The following is a 16,298-nucleotide window of genomic DNA, read 5'->3' as shown; positions in this document are numbered from 1 at the left end:
GCGCACTTGCCAGGTGCGCGCGAAATAGACCCGGGATCGGTGGCGAATCCGAACGCGTCTGACAAATGCGCGCGCGTTTGCAACAGATACAGCCGCGCACAGCCGACACCCGCACCCGTGAACCCAGCACCCGTGAACTCCTGAATGCGCCCCCTTCCGCCCAGCGATCCCACCCCGCCAAGCCCGCAAACGCGCGCGCACTTGCCAGGTGCGCGCGAAATAGACCCGGGATCGGTGGCGAATCCGAACGCGTCTGACAAATGCGCGCGCGTTTGCAACAGATACAGCCGCGCAAAGCCGACACCCGCACCCGTGAACCCAGCACCGGTGAACTCCTGAGTGCGCCCCCTTCCGCCCACTGATCCCACCCCGCCGAGCCCGCAAACGCGCGCGCACTTGCCAGGAGCGCGCGCAATAGACCCCGAATCGATAGCGAATCCGAACGCGTCTGACAAATGCGCGCGCGTTTGCGGCTGAAGCCCACACCCACCCCAGACTGCGCGCACAAAAAAACTCCCCACCCGACGGATCGGGTGGGGAGTTTTGGCGGTGGCGGAGGGATTTGAACCCTCGGACGGGGATTACCCGTCACACGCTTTCGAGGCGTGCTCCTTAGGCCGCTCGGACACGCCACCGCAGAAGACTGTACCGGAATGACGGCCTGAGGCTAAATCGCCTGCTCAGCACGCGAATCCATCGGTCATTCCGCAGGCTCCACTCCGGCGACTAGTTGCCGGTGAGCTTGTCCTTGATGTTCGAGGCTGCGTCCTTGACCTTCTCGACGCCGTCCTTGACTGCCGCCGAGGTCTGGTCGCCCTTGCCCTCTGCTTCGAGGTCCTTGTCTCCGGTGGCCGAACCAGCGGCTTCCTTTGCCTTGCCGCCGAGGTCTTCGGTCTTGTTCGAAATCTTGTCGCCGATTCCCATAGTGCTCTCCTTCGCAGAGGTTGGAGCGCGTCGTCGCACCCCTGCTCTCCACACTCCTGAAAACCGACGGACCCGGCCACCTCGCCCCTCACCTCGAGACGGGATCGTTATCTCTGGCGAGCGAAGAACCTGGTCAACACTTCGGCGCATTCGGCTTCCAACACCCCGCCGCGCACCTGCGGTCTATGGGTGAGTCGACGGTCGCGCACAACGTCCCACAGCGACCCGACGGCTCCGGTCTTGGGTTCCCATGCTCCGAACACCACTGCTCCGACGCGAGCGAGCACCAGCGCCCCGGCGCACATCGTGCATGGTTCCAAGGTGACGGCCAGGGTGCAGCCTTCGAGTCGCCAGCCATCCCCGTGCACGGCCGCTGCTCGACGCAGGGCGATCACTTCAGCGTGTCCGGTGGGGTCGCCCGACGCCTCCCGCGCATTGCAGGCTCGGGCGATCTCACGTCCGGAGGGGTCGAACACGACGGCTCCGACGGGGACGTCGGCATCCGACGCCTCGGCGGCAGCCGCCAGCGCTGCGCGGATCATGTCCGCGTCGGATACCGACACGGACTACCGCCGCAGCTTGTTCACCGCTGCGGTGAACTCGTCCTCGAAGCCCAGGCGTTCGGCGATGGACTGCAGCTGCTCGTCGGGGTAGTCGTCGGTCTCGGCGACGATGATGCCGAGCACAGCTTCGGGGAGTCCGAGATCGGCCAGCAACGCGAGGTCACCCTCCTCGTAGGGTTCGATGTCGTCGAGTTCGTCGGGGTCGACGTCGGGAATCTCGATGTTCAACGCATCGAGGACGTCCGCGGCGATTTCGTAGTCGACGGCGGCGACCGCGTCGGAGAGCAACAGTCGGGTGCCGTTCGGTGCGGGACGCAGGATGACGAAGAATTCCTCGTCCACGTCGAGCATTCCGAACACCGCTCCAGAACTGCGCAGCTCACGCAATTCGGTCTCTGCCGCCGACAGACTGGTCAGTGCGTCGTCGGACAGCGGCGTGACGGTCCACTTGCCTTCCTCTCGGACAACTGCAACGCCGAATCCCTCGAGGTCGTCGTATTCCGGTGCGGATGCGCGGTTGTTGTTCGCGCGCTGTGCGGCCATGCGCGCAACGGTAGTCCGGTAGGGGCCTGTATTCGAAGTCCACGTCCGATCGACGTCAACCACCTGTGCCAATCTGATCGGGTGACTTCTTCTTCGGTGTGCGTTCTGGGTCTCGGACTGATCGGTGGGTCGATCCTGCGCGCGGCACACGATGCGGGCCGTCCGGTATGGGGATGGAACCGATCGGCCGACGCGATTGCAGGTGCTTTGGCCGATGGATACGACGTCGGCACCGATCTGGTAGCTGCACTGAGCAGGGCCGCAGCACAGGACGCGTTGATCGTCGTCGCCGTTCCGATGCCTGCCGTCGAGTCGATTCTGACTGCTGTCGCCGAGCATGCCCCCACAGCTCCGCTGACCGATGTCGTCAGCGTCAAGGCCGAGATGGCAGCCGCCGTCGAGGCGCAGGGTTTGCAGGCACGCTACGTCGGGGGACATCCCATGGCGGGCACCAACCACTCGGGGTGGTCGGCCACCGATCCGACGCTGTTCGCCGACGCGGTGTGGGTGGTGTCCACCGACCCGGGCGTCGACGCCGACGTGTGGGTTCGGGTGGCCCGTCTCGCTCTCGACTGCGGTTCGGTGGTGGTGCCGGCAGAGAGCGTCGAGCACGATCGCGCCGTCGCCAGAATCTCCCATCTTCCGCATGTGCTGGCCGAGACACTCGCGATCGTGGGCGCGGCAGGCGGACCGCTGGCGTTGGGCCTGGCTGCGGGCTCGTTTCGGGACGGGACGCGGGTGGCGTCCTCGTCGCCGAATCTCGTTCGGGCGATGACCGAGGGCAACGCCGCCGCTCTGCGGACCGCGCTGGACGAGGCTCTGGACGCACTCACGGCAGCGCGCGAAGAACTCGACGAAGGTTCGACGAAATCACTGGTCGAGGCCGGAAACACGGCGCGCCTGCAGTACGAGCAGCATCAACGCTTCGAGATCACCGACGTCACCCCGGGCGAACCGGGGTGGCGGGAAAAACTGCAGGACGCGGGTCGACGCGGTGGCGTCGTACGTCAGATCCGCTCGGCCAGTCCCGGGTAGTCGAGAACAAAACCGTCGGCGTCGACCGTTACGGACGACGTCGAGACCGGTGAGATGACGTGAATTCCCTCGGAACCACTGCTGTAGGTCAGCGTGGCTTCCTGGATGCTGAGGTCGAGCAGGTTCACGTACACCGTGGGCACCTCGAGGTCCTGGACCTGGGTGTGCAGACCGAATCGACGGATCGGCAGAGTGTTGAAGAATGGGCTGAGCACCATGTCGACGTCGAGCGCGCCACTGTAGGTCGAGCGCTGATGGCTGGTGCTGTTCTCCACCATCCAGTAGCCCTCGTCGTCACGGCTGACGGAGGCCTGGCGGTCACCGGACGCGAGAGATGTGCGCACCGAGAGCCTCTTGGTGACGCCGTATTCGTCGGTCACCAGGTCGTAGGACGCACTGAAGGCGGGGTGATCGCTGCACGCGCCACCGATGATGCGTCCGGCAGCCTTGATGCGGTTGCCCGAGAGCTGGACCCGCACGGACTCCATGCGGGGAACGTCGTGCGCTCGCCACGTCAGGATCGACGGCCAGGTTTTCGCGCCTGTGGAATCGGTCGCGGGGATGGAGACTTGCTCTGCACCCGATGCTTGAGTGATCACCCACCTACGGTAGGCGACGAGGCCCCCAGAAGATCAAGCGGACGTGCCTTTTCTCGCAGTTCATTAATGTTGTGCCCGTGACGACAGAGAACGCGGGCGGCGGGCAGTTCGATTTCGCGCACTCCGAACAGGCTGCGAAGAGTCGGCAGGACAAGGCGAAGGCTCTGGCGCGCTATGTGTGGGATCGCGGCATCACCGGTGCCGAGCTACTCGACCTCACCGACGCGGTCCGCCGGAAGCTGGCCCGCGCTGCCGACCTGCATCCACCGAGCACGATGGAGACGTGGACCATCGTGGCCGAGTTGCTCGACCGTAAATCCGTGTGGGCGGCCGAACACCCGGGCCACGACGGTGCGACGCCCCAGCACGCCGACGAGAAGATCATGTGGGTCAAGCCGCCGATCACTCCGTGGACCTGATCAGCCGGTCACCAGGCCGATCTCACTGGCGATAGATCTCCACGTGGGCACCGGTGACCACACCGAGGGTCGACGTCGGCTGGCCCCAGCTCGAACCGCAGTTACCCGACGCCTGACCTGTCGGCACGAAGGATCGGCTCGACGAGGTGTAGGGGCCGACCGCCAGGAACGGAACGGCGGCAGTGACATGGAAGCCCCAACATTCGGTGATCAGTACGTACTCCCTCCCCGGAGGAGCACCGGTGTCGTGGCACGTTGCAGACGCGCCCAAGGCATCGTGGGCGATGGAGCAATCCTGAGTGTCAGCATGGGAAACGCCTGCGCCGATGATTGCTGAAAAGGCCAGACCTGAGACGACGACGGTGGCAACTCGTGTTGCCGCTACAAATGTTCTTCTCATACAGGTCATTTCGCCCAGGACCGACGACGCGTTACGAAAATCAGACCAGCGAGTCTTCCCACGCCTCGTGCAGGTGCGCGAAGCGTCCCTCTCCTGCGATGAGGTCCTCGGGGGTTCCGTCCTCGACGATGTTTCCATCGGCCATGACGAGTACTCGATCCGCGATGGCCACCGTCGAGAGTCGGTGCGCGATGATCAGCGCCGTTCGTCCCTGCAGGATGGTCTCGAGCGCGCGCTGCACCAGCCGCTCACTCGGGATGTCGAGGCTCGATGTCGCCTCGTCCAGCACGATCACCGACGGCGCAGCGAGGAACACCCGCGCGAAGGCCACCAATTGCCTTTGACCCGAGGACAATCGGCCACCGCGCTTGCGCACGTCGGTGTCGATTCCCTCCGGTAGCGACGCGATGAACTCCGTCAGTCCGACGGCGTCGGCCGCGGCCCGAACTTCGGCATCGGTCGCGGTGGGACGTCCGAGTCGGATGTTGTCCGCTACCGAACCGGAGAACAGGAACGACTCCTGCGTCACCATCACGACGTTGCGACGCAGGTCATCGTCGCTGATGTCCCGCATGTCGACGCCGTCGAGTCGGACGGCTCCGGCCGTCGGATCGTAGAAGCGCGCCAACAGCTTCGCCAGTGTCGACTTGCCCGCTCCGGTGGCTCCGACCATCGCGACCACCTGTCCGGCGGGTACGTGCAGCGAGAACTCCGGCAGCACGACGCGTTCGGGGCCGTAAGAGAAATGCACGTCGTCGAACGTGATGTCGCCCTTCACCGTTCCGATCTCCACCGGATTCTTCGGCGCTGTCACCGACGGTTCTTCTTCGAGTACCCCGGAGATCTTCTCCAGTGCAGCAGCGGCGGACTGGTAGGCGTTGAAGACCATTGCCAGCTCGTCGAGAGGTCCGTAGAACCGGCGCAGATACAACACGTAGGCGGCGAGCACACCGATGTCCATGTGGCCGTTGATCACTCGCCAGCTACCGAACACCAGGATGATCGCGAGCGTGACGTTGCCGATCCAGCGCACGATGCCGGTGTAGCTCGCCATCCCGCGCAGCGCTGCGGTGGTGGCGTCGCGGTATTCCGAATCCTCGGTGCTCAGAATCGCGTCGTTGCGGCCCTCGCGCCGGAACACCTGTACCGCACGGATACCGCCCATGGATTCGACGAAATGAACCACGACGCGGGCGATCGCCACCCGTGTTCGACGGTATCCCTGGCGTTGTCGACGCTGCGACCACCGGGTGACGAGGACCAGCGGAACGAATCCGGCCAGCACGATCATCGCCATCGGAACGTCGAGGTACACCAGGATGATCGCGATCGACACCATCGACAGGATGGCCGTCAGAGCATCGTTGAGCGCACTTTCGAGCAGCGTCTGCAGGGATTCGACATCGCTGGTCAGACGCGAGATCAACCGTCCCGAGGTGTACTTCTCGTGGAACGACAGGCTCAGCTTCTGGGCGTGGTCGAACACCCGACCGCGCAGGTCGTACAGGATGTTCTGACTCAGCCGACCGGAGACGGTGAGGAAGGCGTAGGTGGTGAGCATCCCGAGCAGACCGAAGCCGGTGTAGCCGCCGATCGCCCACAGCAACGGAGCCCAATCACCCTGTGCTGCAGCGCCGACACCGTTGTCCAGCGCATAGGCGATGAACAGCGGACCGGCAACGTAGGTGATGTTGTCGACCAGAATGATCAGGAACGACAGCAGGGCCTGCTTCTTGTACGGCCGAACCAACGAGGCGAGCAACCGGCGAGAACGCCCGGCCAACACCAGGTTTCCGGTTGCGTCGACCTCCGATTCCTCGCCGCCGACGCCGCGCCAATCCGCGGCTGCGGTTTGCTCAGCCATGAATCGACCCCATCACTTCGCGGTACCGTGGCGACGACGCCAGCAGTCCCTCGTGTGTTCCCTGCTCCACAATTCGTCCGTTCTCGAGATACAGCACGCGGTCGGCCAAGGCAGCGGTCGACGGCCGGTGCGCCACCAGCAGTGTCGTCGAGTGCGCCAACACGCGTCGTAATTCCTTCTGCACTTTGGCTTCGGTGTCCACGTCGAGCGCGGACAGCGGGTCGTCGAGCACCAGTACCCGGGGCTTGCCCAGCACCGCCCGCGCCAATGCGAGCCGCTGCCGCTGCCCACCGGACAGGCTCATTCCCTGCTCACCGATGCGAGTGGCCAGGCCCCACGGCAACTGCTCGACGAAATCCGTTGCGTGCGCGATCTCCAACGCCTCGGCGACCTCGGCATCGGAGGCTCCGGGCGAACCGAGCGCGATGTTCTCGCGCGCACTGGCCGAGAACAGCACCGGATCCTCGAACGCCACCGTGACGATCGACCGCAGATCGGCCAACCGCATCGACGCCACATCGATTCCGTCGATGGTGATGGAACCCTCGGTGGCGTCGAACAGCCGGGGTACGAGGTTCGTCAGCGCGGTCTTTCCGCTACCGGTGTTGCCGACCAGCGCGACGGTCTCCCCCGGCTCGACGACGAAGCTGACGTCCTCGAGAAGCGGTACGGACGCGTCGGGGAAGGTGAATCCGACGCGATCGAATTGCACTCGGCCACGGATCTTTTCGGGCAGTTCGACGGGATTGTCCGGATCGGTCACGGTTTCGGGAGTATCCATGATCTCCCAGTACCGATCCGCTGCCGTGCGCGCATTGTTCAGCTCGGCCAGGAGATACCCGAAGGACTCGATCGGCCACAGCAGGAAGGTGACGATGGCGATGGCGGCGACGAGGGTGCCGACCGTCATGGTGCCCTGGACGATGGAGTACGTACCTACGGCGAGGATCGCGCCGATGGTGATCGGCTGCAGCCCGACGATCACCGCCCAGATGATCGCCAGGTAGCGCACCTTCTTCAGCTCGGTGCCCCGCAATGTGCGGGCCTGACGCAGAAACTGCTTGCCCAGGTGCGCACTTCGACCGAACGCCTTGAGGACACGAATACCCTGGATGGATTCCTCGACTGTCGTCGTGACGTCGCCGGCCTGATCCTGAGCATCGCGGGCCACGACGCGATAGAGCGTCTCGAACTTGGTGCAGGCGATCACCAGCGGTACCGACGTCGCCAGCATGATCAGCCCCAATTGCCAGGACTGCACCAGCAGTACGCCGATACCTGCGACCAGTGTGACGGCGTTGATGATGATGAACGGGCCGATGAAGGCCATGAACCGCCGCAGCGAACCGAGGTCTGCGATGGCACGAGAAAGCAGCTGACCCGATTCCCAGCTCTCGTGAGCCGCGACCGACAGTCGCTGGAGTTTGTCGAATACTGTTGCGCGCGCTGAGATCTCGAACTGACTCGACGGGCGGGAGACCAGGTAACGGCGAACCCAGATGCCGAGTGCATCGATGGTGCCGAGCAACAGGACGAACGCCGCGGGCCACCAGACGGCCGAGAAATTACGATCGGTGATGGGCCCGTCGATGACGCGTTGCATCACCAGCGGGATCACCAGACCGGTCATGGTGGCGATCAGCGAGACCACGATCGAGGCGATGTAGAACCACTTGTACGGCAGCAGAAACGGCGCGAAACGGCGCAGCGAGCTGGCCGGCTTCGCGGTGTCCGGGTATGGCTGATCGAGGGTTCGGGTTTCGGGATCGAGCACACCCGTAGACACAGTTCTTCTCCTTATTGCTGTGCTCGAATGCTTTCATTGCACAGGCTCAGTTTCCAACCGATTTTTCGGCCCTCGCATTCCAGTGTGAAACCTCGAGCTCGGTCGAGGTCAAGCGAACCGACTCTCGAGTAACGTAGGGCCGTCGGGCAAGGGAAGGGCATACGTGAGCGCACGGTCGATGGTCGGGTTGTTCGCGGGGATCGGCGGGCTCGAGCTGGGGTTGGCCGACGCAGGGTGGACGACGCAGTTGCTGTGCGAGATCGATCCCGGAGCCGGGGCCGTCCTGAAAGCGCGCATGCCCGAGGTACCCCTGCACACCGACGTCACCACTCTTCGAAGCCTGCCCGCCGACACCGAACTCGTCGCGGCCGGCTTCCCCTGTCAGGACCTCTCGCAGGCCGGCCGCACCGCAGGCATCACCGGTGCCAGATCGGGCCTGGTCGACGAGGTGTTTCGGCTGGTCTCGCGTCGACGCGGCCCGCGATGGCTGCTGATGGAGAACGTGCCGTTCATGCTCCAACTCGGCCGTGGGGCGGCCATGCGACACATCACCAACGCGCTGGAGGACCTCGGTTACATGTGGGCCTACCGCGTCGTCGACGCCCGCGCGTTCGGGTTGCCGCAGCGTCGGCAGCGGGTGGTGATGCTGGCCTCGCGTACCGACGATCCACGCGAGGTGCTGTTCTCGCAGGATGCAGGACCGCTGCCCGACGGCGACCCGGCCACGCAGCCGTGCGGCTTCTACTGGACCGAAGGCATTCGCGGGCTGGGCTGGGCCGTCAATGCGGTCCCGACGCTCAAGGGCGGATCCTCGCTCGGCATAGCCAGTCCGCCGGCGGTTCGGTTGCCGTCCGGGGAGATCGTCACTCCCGGGATCATCGGTGCCGAACGTCTGCAGGGATTCGATCCGGAGTGGACGCTGCCCGCCGTCCAGCAGCCCGGCGTCCGCAGCGGACATCGCTGGAAGCTCGTCGGCAACGCCGTCAGTGTGCGCATGGCGTCCTGGGCGGCGAGCGCACTCGACGATCCCCAGCCGTACGACGCCTCGAACGATACGGCTCTGCTGCCTGGTCAGGCCTGGCCGACCGCAGCCTGGGGACGCGATCGCACCAGCTATCGGGTCGCGGTGACGACCATGCCGGTGCACGAGCCGTACGAGGACCTGATCGATTTCCTGGACGACGCGAAGCTGCTCTCGGCGCGAGCGACCGCCGGGTTCCTCAAGCGAGCCAGAGCGGGCAATCTCCGTTTCGTCGACGGCTTTCTCGACGACCTCGACGCCCATCTCGAACGCATGGGCGGGTACGCCGAGAGGGTGTCGGCGTGAGCGGAGACCGGCCCGCCACCGACGCCAGGACCAGCGCGCGACTGAGCAAGCAGAAACGACGCGACACCAAGCCCGAGGTGGCGCTACGGCAGGCACTGCACCGTCGAGGTCTGCGCTACTTCGTCGATCGAGCTCCGTTGAAGGGCATGAGGCGTCGAGCAGATCTGGTCTTCCCCAAACGCAAAGTCGCGGTCTACGTCGACGGTTGCTTCTGGCACAGCTGCCCGGTGCACGCGACCAAGCCCCGCAACAACGCGCAGTGGTGGGCCGACAAACTGGCGGCCAACGTCACGCGCGATCGCGACACCGACGACAAGCTCCTCGCGGAGGGCTGGCGCGTCGTACGAATCTGGGAACACGAGGACCCCGCCGAGGCCGCCGATCGAGTGGTCGACGAACTTTCCGGAGACTGAAACAACCTGTCCGGAGACTGAAACCATCTCCGGCCCCCGCGCGTCCAACCCCATGATCGGTTGATTCGAGTTCCGGGGGAAACGGTGCGTAGAAATTGGTGGCTTGCGGCAACAGCGCTGGCGATGGCCGTATCGACGAGCGGGTGCGCGGTGGTCGTGCTCGGCAGCGCCTCCCCCGTCAGCAGTGCGCCGCAGAACCGGTACGGATTCGTGCTGTCCGAGGCGGACCGGTACCTAGCGGACTCGGCGGCGTTCGTACGCAGTCTCGACCCCTGCGGTTTTCTCACCGAAAACGACCTCGCTGAGCTCGGCACGGTGGTGCAACTGCGCCCCGACGGCGAATTGAGCGCGTGCTCGGCCAGTCTGAACCCGGCGAACTCGAGCGCCACCGACTCCGTCTCGATCGATCTGAACGGATATCAGCCGACGCCGGACGACCCGGACACCGAGCGGATCACGATCGGCGGCGAACAGGTGTATCTCCACGACCTGTCGCAAGGGCAGTGCCGCGTCAGCTTTCCGCTGCGCGACGAGTTCGACGGGGCCGCCACCGGGGCCATGGACGGCTTCCTCACCGAATCCGGTCGTAGCTTTGCCACGATCGACGTCGATCGGGCTGTCGCCGACGCGTGTGCCGCGGCGACAACCTTCGCCGAGACCGCACTGAGCCTGTTGGACGATCCACCACTGCGGGCCGACTCGAAGTACAACCTTCCGCTGGCCACGAAGGACCCGTGCGCCGTCCTCGAACACCTGCCCGCAACCTGGACGGTGGCCCGCTGGAACCCCGCGTCCGATCCGTACCGTTGCCACTTCACGGCGTCGTCGTCGACGTTCGAGGACTCACTGGCGATGCTCGACGTCACGCTCACGTACGTCGACTCGGATCTGCGTTCGACCGACAGCGAGCCCGTCCAGCAGGGCGGCTACACCGTCGAGACACGCGCCTCGGATTCGTCGTGCTTCGCGGACATCGTGCTGGGCAACCCCGTGCTCGGCATGCCCGAGAAAGACGATGCTGCCGCGCGCTATGCCCGCACGGTTCCCACACTGTCCGTCCTGACCGACAGCTGCGAGTCCGCCGTCGCACTGGCGGTGGCAACCGCCGAGGTACTCACTGGCTAGCCTTGGTCGGTGCGTTCGAGAACCGAAGGCGTGGATATGCGCCGCGTCGTAGTGGCGATCTGCTTGATCCTCGCCGGCCTGCTGTACTCGGCCTGGGTGGCCGAATTCTTCCTCGACACCGGTCTCGACCCAACCACATCGTTCCTCAGCGAACTCGACGCCCGCGATCAGCCGTACCGCGAATTCTTCTCCACCGCGGACGTCGTCACGGGTTCGTTGATGATTCTCGCGGCGATTCTCGGCTTCCTGGCAACCCCGCGACGACGGCTCGTCGTCACCGGCTGGGTGGCGTCGGGCATCTTCGGCATTGCGACCATCGCCGACGCGAAACTCCCCCTCGAGTGTGTGGCGGCCGACGATCCGAGCTGTCCGATCGAGCCGAGCGGATTGTTCCCGCAACTCCATCACCTGCATGCGCTGACCAGCACCATCGCGGTGTTCGCGATCTTCACCGTCATGATCGCGTTCACGGTGGCCGCATTTCGCTACCGGCTCTACCCGCTGCTGCGCACGCTGGGCCTGGCCGTCCTGATCGTGACGTCATTGGCTACCGCGTGGCTGCTGATCGCCGACAATCTGCCCGGTGAGTACGGTCTCGGCATCGCGCAACGGATACAGGTAGGCGGCATGTCGGCGTATCTGGTGGTGCTGGGGTGTGCGCTTAAACTCGGCGCATGTCTTTCACCGCGACCGAACTGAACGGATCCAAGGTCGAGCAGTATCAGCAGCTCACCGAGCAGGCCCGTGGCCTGGTGTTCGAGGAATCGAACCTCGTCGCCAACGCCGCCAACCTGTCTGCGCTGGTGTATCACGCTCTGCCCGAGGTCAATTGGGTCGGCTTCTACCTGTTCGACGGCACTGAACTGGTGGTCGGGCCGTTTCAGGGTCAGCCCGCCTGCGTGCGCATCGCCCTGGACAAGGGTGTCTGCGGAGCAGCAGCGACCACCCGCGAGACGCAGCGCGTCGCCGACGTCCACGCTTTCCCCGGTCACATCGCGTGCGATGCCAATACACGCTCCGAGGTCGTCGTACCGCTGTACCAGGGCGAGACCCTGATCGGTGTGTTCGATCTGGACAGCCCTGTTCCCGACCGCTTCGACGCCGACGATCAGGCCGGCCTCGAAGCGATCGCGGAGGTCTTTCTCAGTTCGCTGAGCTAGCAGCTGCCTCGAAGAACCAGGCCATGACCAGCGCACCGGGGTCGACGACGCCTCGCGCGGCCTCGCCGACGTAGCTGGCGCGGCCGCGGTTGGCGGTCATGTCCTCGGTCGATTCGGCTCCGGTTTTCGCGGCGTCCGCGGCCTGCTGCAGGGTGCCGCCGTCCTTCTCGAGTGCATCGACGGCAGGGGCGATGGCGTCGACCATCGTCTTGTCGCCTACCCGTGCGCCACCGAGTTCGGTGATGCTGTCCAGGCCTGCCCGGGCCGCGGCCGCGATGGCAGCAGTACCTGGCTCGGATTCGAGCATCGTCCGGTAGAACTGGCGGAACCAGATCCCGAACAGCGCGCCCGAGGTACCGCCCGCGTGGCCCAGGTAGGCCTCACTGACGGCCTCGAATACCGTTGCTGCCGAATAGGTGTCCTTGACGGCATCGAGATCGAGCTGTTCGAGGGCGGCCACCATGTTGGTTCCGAAGTCGCCGTCGCCTGCTTTGCGGTCCAGCTCGGTCAGGGCCGGTTCTTCGTCGAGTACCCGCTGCGCCCAAGTCCCGATCCACGTCGAGGCGAACGCCGAAACCTCTCCGGTGTCGGAGGGCTCGAACGAGGGTCCGAAGCCTCCACGTTCGCCCACCGACTTCACGCCGCGGCTGTGGGCGTTGGGCCAACCGGGTGCGTCGGTTGGGGCGTCCCAGAGCTCGAGCATCTCGTCGTCGGCGCGCACGAGGGTGATCGAGGCTCCACCCATGTCGAGCGCGGTGACGAAGCTGCCGACGAGCGAGCGGGAGATCTCGATCCCTTTGCCGTGCAGGTACTCCGAGAGTTCACCGAATAGCAGATGCAGCTCCAGCGGATGCGTTGCTCCGAGCCCGTTGACCACCGCGATCACCGATTCGCCCGAGTTCAACCCGAGCGAGTCCACGATGGGATCGGTCAGTTTCGCGACGATCTCCTGGGCGGGCAGGCGCGGCACCCGGTCGGTGCCGCGTTCTCCGTGGATGCCGATGCCGAGTTCGATTTCCTCCGACGGGAGGTCGAACGACGGTTCGTCCGCTCCCGGCAATGTGGGCGGATTCATCGCGACGGCCATGCTGCGTGCGTTCTCCGCGGTCCGACGCCCAAGCGCGACCACCGCCTGCAGGCTGTCTCCGCGTTCTGCCGCTGCGCCGCACACCTTTTCGACGACGATGGTCGCTGCGGTGCCGCGGCGGCCAGGGCCGTCCTCGCTCTCACTGGCCACGTCGTCGTCGACGAGAACGACGTCGGCGACAATGCCGTCCTCCTGCAACAACTCTCGGGCGATCTTGAAATTCATCACGTCGCCGGTGTAGTTCTTCACGATGTGGACCACGCCGCCGCCCGAGTCCACGGCCTTGGATGCCTCGTGCACCTGGAGGGCATTGGGTGAGGTGAACACCAGGCCCGGGCACGCGCCGGTGAGCATGCCGCGGCCGATGAAGCCGGCATGCAGCGGCTCATGGCCCGATCCCCCACCGGACAGCAGCGCGACCTGGCCGTCGGAGATGCGATAGCGACGCGTCAGGTAGCCGGGGTCGGCATGCCAGGCGACGTCGTCGGTGGCGGCGACGAAGCCGCGGAGGGCGTCGGCGACGAATGTTCGAGGGGAATTGGAGAACATGCCTCCACCCTAACCACCTGCGCCTGAGTCCCGTCGTCGGTTCTGCGGGACGGATACAGTCGGGGGATGAGTACCGAGACCTGGACGCTCGACGCATCCGACGGCGGGCAGTTGGCTGTTCGCACGGATGTCACAGGAAGGGCATCCAAGATGGGGCATCGCCTCACGATCGCGATGACCTCCTGGGCTGCGACAGTCGAGTGGGCCGGGGACGCACCTACCGCTGTCACCTTGACCGCCGAGGTGAGTTCACTCGACGTGGTCCACGGCGAGGGTGGACTGACACCGTTGATCGGACCGGAGAAGATCGTTGCGAAAGCCAACGCGCTCAAGAGTTTCGACGCCGACCGATATCCGTCGATTCGTTTCCACTCCACCGAGATCACGGCCGTCGACTCCGGATTCAGGCTGGCGGGCACGGCCGAGATCCACGGTGTGTCGAGGGAGATCACCGTGGATGTGGACGTCACGGACCTCGGCGATCGGTGGCGTGTCGGGTCCGAAACCACTGTGCGTCAGTCGGATTACAAGATCACTCCGTATTCGCAGATGTTCGGAGCCATGAAGGTGGTCGACGAGGTCACCGTGACGTTCGACGCCGAGTATCGCAAGCCCTGAGCCTTTCCAATTCACCTGCAATGGTGGACACTACGGCGGTGAGTCGAAACAGATGGTTGGCCGGATCCTGCGCATCGGCCCTGGTGCTGGCCGTAGCCCTGACTGCGGGCTGCAGCAGTCCAGCGACCACGTCCCCCGACGGACCTCCCGGTGTGAACGTCAACGGCGTCGGAGAAGTCCAGGGCGCACCGGATACGTTGACAACCCAGATCGGCGTCCAGGCCACGGCCGAGGACGTCACCGCCGCGATCGAACAGGCTAACGCTGCGGTGACCGAAGTGACGGACGCGGTCATCGCGGCCGGCGTCGCTCGCGAGGACATCCAGACTCAGCAGGTCTCGATCGACCCGCAGTATTCCGGTGCTCTGTCGGGCGGTACCTCGGCCATCTCCGGATATCAGGCCACCAACACCTTGCAGGTGACGGTTCGCGACCTGTCGAAGGCGTCCGAAGTGTTGGGCGACGCCACATCGGCCGGTGGCAACGCGACCCGAATCTCCGGGGTCTCGTTCAAGATCGACGACGATTCCGAGCTGATCACCGATGCCCGGTCCAGGGCGTTCGCCGATGCCCGCGATCGCGCCGAGCAGTACGCGACGCTCGCAGGCGGCGAACTCGGTGACGTCCTGTCGATCACCGAGTCGATCACCGGCCAGGAGCAGCCGAGGACGTTCGGCGACTCCGCCAGTTCGTTCGACACGGCGGTGCCCATCGAACCTGGCCAGCAGACGGTCAGTGTGTCCGTGTCGGTGAAGTGGGCGTTGAACTAGAACTCGGCGGGCGGTGGCAGGCGATAGTTCACCGGTGTTGCCGAGAAGTCCAGTGGGTTGCGGACGCTGTCGGCCACTGAACCCGGAACCTGCACGCGCGGTTCGAGACCGAGTGATTCCGCGAACGCGAAGGCCTCCTCGAGAGAATTGACCGGTCCCGCGGGAACGTTGCGGGCCATCAGTTCTCGATACCACTCGTCCGCGGTGCGGGCGCTCAACGCCGAGGTCAGAACGTCGACCAGCTCGTCTCGATGTTTAACGCGAGCGGAATTGGACGAAAAGCGCTCGTCCGCTGCCAGTGCAGGCGATCCGAGAACCTCGACCAGGGCAGCGAACTGCCGGTCGTTGCCCACGGCAAGTGCGAGGGGTCGATCGGCGGTCTCGAACACCTCGTACGGCACCAGTGAGGGGTGCTTGTTGCCCATCGGCACGGGCACGACACCGGCCCCCAGATAGGCCGACGACTGGTTGCTCAATGCGGACAGCACCGACGCCATCAGTGAGGTGTGCACCTGCTGGCCGGCACCGGTGTTCGATCGATGATGCAGCGCCGCAAGGATTCCGCTGAGCGCATGGAGTCCGGTGACGATGTCGACCATCGCCACACCCACCTTGGTCGGTGCCTCGGCGTCCGGGCCGGTGACGCTCATCAGCCCGCCGACCGCCTGAACCACCAGGTCGTAGCCCGGCAGCGCTGCTCCCCCGCCGGTGCCGAAACCGGTGATCGAGCAATAGATCAGACCGGGATTGCACTGCGAGAGCGTCGAATACCCCAGGCCGAGGCGGTCCATCGCGCCGGCCCGGAAGTTCTCGATCACGATGTCCGCGCCGGCGACGATCTCACGTGCCTCGGCTACGCCGGTCTCGGACTGCAGGTCGATGAACCTCGACGTCTTGTTGCGGTTGACCGAGTTGAAATAGGTTGCCGTACCGGCAGAGTCGTACGGGGGACCCCATGATCGGGTGTCGTCTCCGATTCCGGGTCGCTCGATCTTGATCACCTCGGCACCCATGTCGCCGAGCATCATCGTCGCGTACGGTCCGGCGAGTACACGAGAGAAGTCCGCGACCACGAGTCCTGCGAGTGGTCCGGTGGCAGCTGTCATCGGTCCACTG

The 16,298-nt window shown here is 65.2% G+C and carries 18 protein-coding genes and 1 tRNA gene; 9 read left to right on the top strand and 10 right to left on the bottom strand.

Annotated features, from left to right (window positions below; all coding sequences use genetic code 11):
• Positions 1-544: 544 nt before the first annotated feature.
• The 4 genes from CH306_RS10770 to CH306_RS10755 form a co-directional block, all read right to left on the bottom strand.
• Positions 545-635, bottom strand: a tRNA-Ser gene (locus tag CH306_RS10770).
• Positions 636-726: 91 nt separating this feature from the next.
• Positions 727-924, bottom strand: coding sequence for a CsbD family protein (locus CH306_RS10765; protein WP_032395366.1), 198 nt, complete (start codon positions 922-924; stop codon positions 727-729).
• A gap of 107 nt (positions 925-1,031) precedes the next feature.
• Positions 1,032-1,466 (bottom strand): nucleoside deaminase, encoded by a 435-nt coding sequence (locus CH306_RS10760; protein WP_037187650.1) that lies wholly within the window; start codon positions 1,464-1,466, stop codon positions 1,032-1,034.
• A gap of 24 nt (positions 1,467-1,490) precedes the next feature.
• Entirely contained in the window at positions 1,491-2,030 is a 540-nt protein-coding gene (locus tag CH306_RS10755; protein ID WP_045200815.1) for a tRNA adenosine deaminase-associated protein, read from the bottom strand.
• Positions 2,031-2,093: 63 nt separating this feature from the next.
• Between CH306_RS10755 and CH306_RS10750 the strand changes: the two genes are divergently transcribed.
• The gene (locus tag CH306_RS10750; protein WP_094646602.1) at positions 2,094-3,065 is read left to right on the top strand and encodes a prephenate dehydrogenase; all 972 of its coding nucleotides are present in this window, start codon (positions 2,094-2,096) and stop codon (positions 3,063-3,065) included.
• On the opposite strand, the gene CH306_RS10745 is transcribed toward CH306_RS10750, so the two are convergent.
• Positions 3,038-3,553, bottom strand: coding sequence for a putative glycolipid-binding domain-containing protein (locus CH306_RS10745; RefSeq protein WP_032395594.1), 516 nt, complete (start codon positions 3,551-3,553; stop codon positions 3,038-3,040). The genes CH306_RS10750 and CH306_RS10745 overlap by 28 nt on opposite strands.
• Positions 3,554-3,741: 188 nt before the next feature.
• Here CH306_RS10745 and CH306_RS10740 point away from each other — a divergent pair, with 188 nt between their 5' ends.
• Positions 3,742-4,083, top strand: coding sequence for a hypothetical protein (locus tag CH306_RS10740; RefSeq protein ID WP_094646601.1), 342 nt, complete (start codon positions 3,742-3,744; stop codon positions 4,081-4,083).
• Between the two features lie 22 nt (positions 4,084-4,105).
• On the opposite strand, the gene CH306_RS10735 is transcribed toward CH306_RS10740, so the two are convergent.
• From CH306_RS10735 to CH306_RS10725, 3 genes are read right to left on the bottom strand one after another with little or no spacing between them, the layout of a single operon-like run.
• Entirely contained in the window at positions 4,106-4,483 is a 378-nt protein-coding gene (locus tag CH306_RS10735) for a hypothetical protein (RefSeq protein ID WP_256981127.1), read from the bottom strand.
• Between the two features lie 40 nt (positions 4,484-4,523).
• Positions 4,524-6,347: an ABC transporter ATP-binding protein gene (locus CH306_RS10730; RefSeq protein ID WP_094646580.1), complete on the bottom strand. Its 1,824-nt coding sequence runs from the start codon at positions 6,345-6,347 to the stop codon at positions 4,524-4,526.
• The gene (locus tag CH306_RS10725; protein WP_094646579.1) at positions 6,340-8,133 is read right to left on the bottom strand and encodes an ABC transporter ATP-binding protein; all 1,794 of its coding nucleotides are present in this window, start codon (positions 8,131-8,133) and stop codon (positions 6,340-6,342) included. The genes CH306_RS10730 and CH306_RS10725 overlap by 8 nt, the downstream gene beginning before the upstream one ends.
• A gap of 178 nt (positions 8,134-8,311) precedes the next feature.
• Between CH306_RS10725 and CH306_RS10720 the strand changes: the two genes are divergently transcribed.
• The 5 genes from CH306_RS10720 (at position 8,312) to CH306_RS10700 (ending at position 12,158) form a co-directional block, all read left to right on the top strand.
• The gene (locus CH306_RS10720; protein WP_179273026.1) at positions 8,312-9,460 is read left to right on the top strand and encodes a DNA cytosine methyltransferase; all 1,149 of its coding nucleotides are present in this window, start codon (positions 8,312-8,314) and stop codon (positions 9,458-9,460) included.
• Complete coding sequence (locus tag CH306_RS10715; RefSeq protein WP_094632050.1) at positions 9,457-9,873, top strand: very short patch repair endonuclease; 417 nt, start codon at positions 9,457-9,459, stop codon at positions 9,871-9,873. The genes CH306_RS10720 and CH306_RS10715 overlap by 4 nt, the downstream gene beginning before the upstream one ends.
• Before the next feature lie 123 nt (positions 9,874-9,996).
• Positions 9,997-10,998: a hypothetical protein gene (locus CH306_RS10710; protein ID WP_179281799.1), complete on the top strand. Its 1,002-nt coding sequence runs from the start codon at positions 9,997-9,999 to the stop codon at positions 10,996-10,998.
• Positions 10,999-11,034: 36 nt separating this feature from the next.
• Positions 11,035-11,697, top strand: coding sequence for a DUF998 domain-containing protein (locus CH306_RS10705; RefSeq protein ID WP_179273027.1), 663 nt, complete (start codon positions 11,035-11,037; stop codon positions 11,695-11,697).
• A complete protein-coding gene (locus CH306_RS10700) occupies positions 11,673-12,158 on the top strand; it encodes a GAF domain-containing protein (protein WP_045198226.1) in 486 nt (161 codons plus the stop codon). The genes CH306_RS10705 and CH306_RS10700 overlap by 25 nt, the downstream gene beginning before the upstream one ends.
• On the opposite strand, the gene dhaL is transcribed toward CH306_RS10700, so the two are convergent.
• On the bottom strand, positions 12,142-13,794 hold the full coding sequence (gene dhaL / locus CH306_RS10695; protein ID WP_094646575.1) for a dihydroxyacetone kinase subunit DhaL: 1,653 nt from the start codon (positions 13,792-13,794) through the stop codon (positions 12,142-12,144). The genes CH306_RS10700 and dhaL overlap by 17 nt on opposite strands.
• Before the next feature lie 66 nt (positions 13,795-13,860).
• Here dhaL and CH306_RS10690 point away from each other — a divergent pair, with 66 nt between their 5' ends.
• Together CH306_RS10690 and CH306_RS10685 are read left to right on the top strand one after the other, a co-directional pair.
• Positions 13,861-14,412, top strand: coding sequence for a YceI family protein (locus CH306_RS10690; protein WP_094632044.1), 552 nt, complete (start codon positions 13,861-13,863; stop codon positions 14,410-14,412).
• A gap of 38 nt (positions 14,413-14,450) precedes the next feature.
• Positions 14,451-15,182, top strand: a complete 732-nt coding sequence (locus CH306_RS10685) for an SIMPL domain-containing protein (protein ID WP_256981126.1) — start codon at positions 14,451-14,453, stop codon at positions 15,180-15,182.
• On the opposite strand, the gene CH306_RS10680 is transcribed toward CH306_RS10685, so the two are convergent.
• A complete protein-coding gene (locus CH306_RS10680) occupies positions 15,179-16,288 on the bottom strand; it encodes a CaiB/BaiF CoA transferase family protein (RefSeq protein ID WP_094646573.1) in 1,110 nt (369 codons plus the stop codon). The genes CH306_RS10685 and CH306_RS10680 overlap by 4 nt on opposite strands.
• Between the last annotated feature and the right edge of the window lie 10 nt (positions 16,289-16,298).

Source organism: Rhodococcus sp. 15-725-2-2b (genome assembly GCF_002259075.1).
GTDB lineage: Bacteria > Actinomycetota > Actinomycetes > Mycobacteriales > Mycobacteriaceae > Rhodococcoides.
Note: the sequence above shows the minus strand (reverse complement) of the source record. Positions and strands in the feature narration are given on the sequence as shown.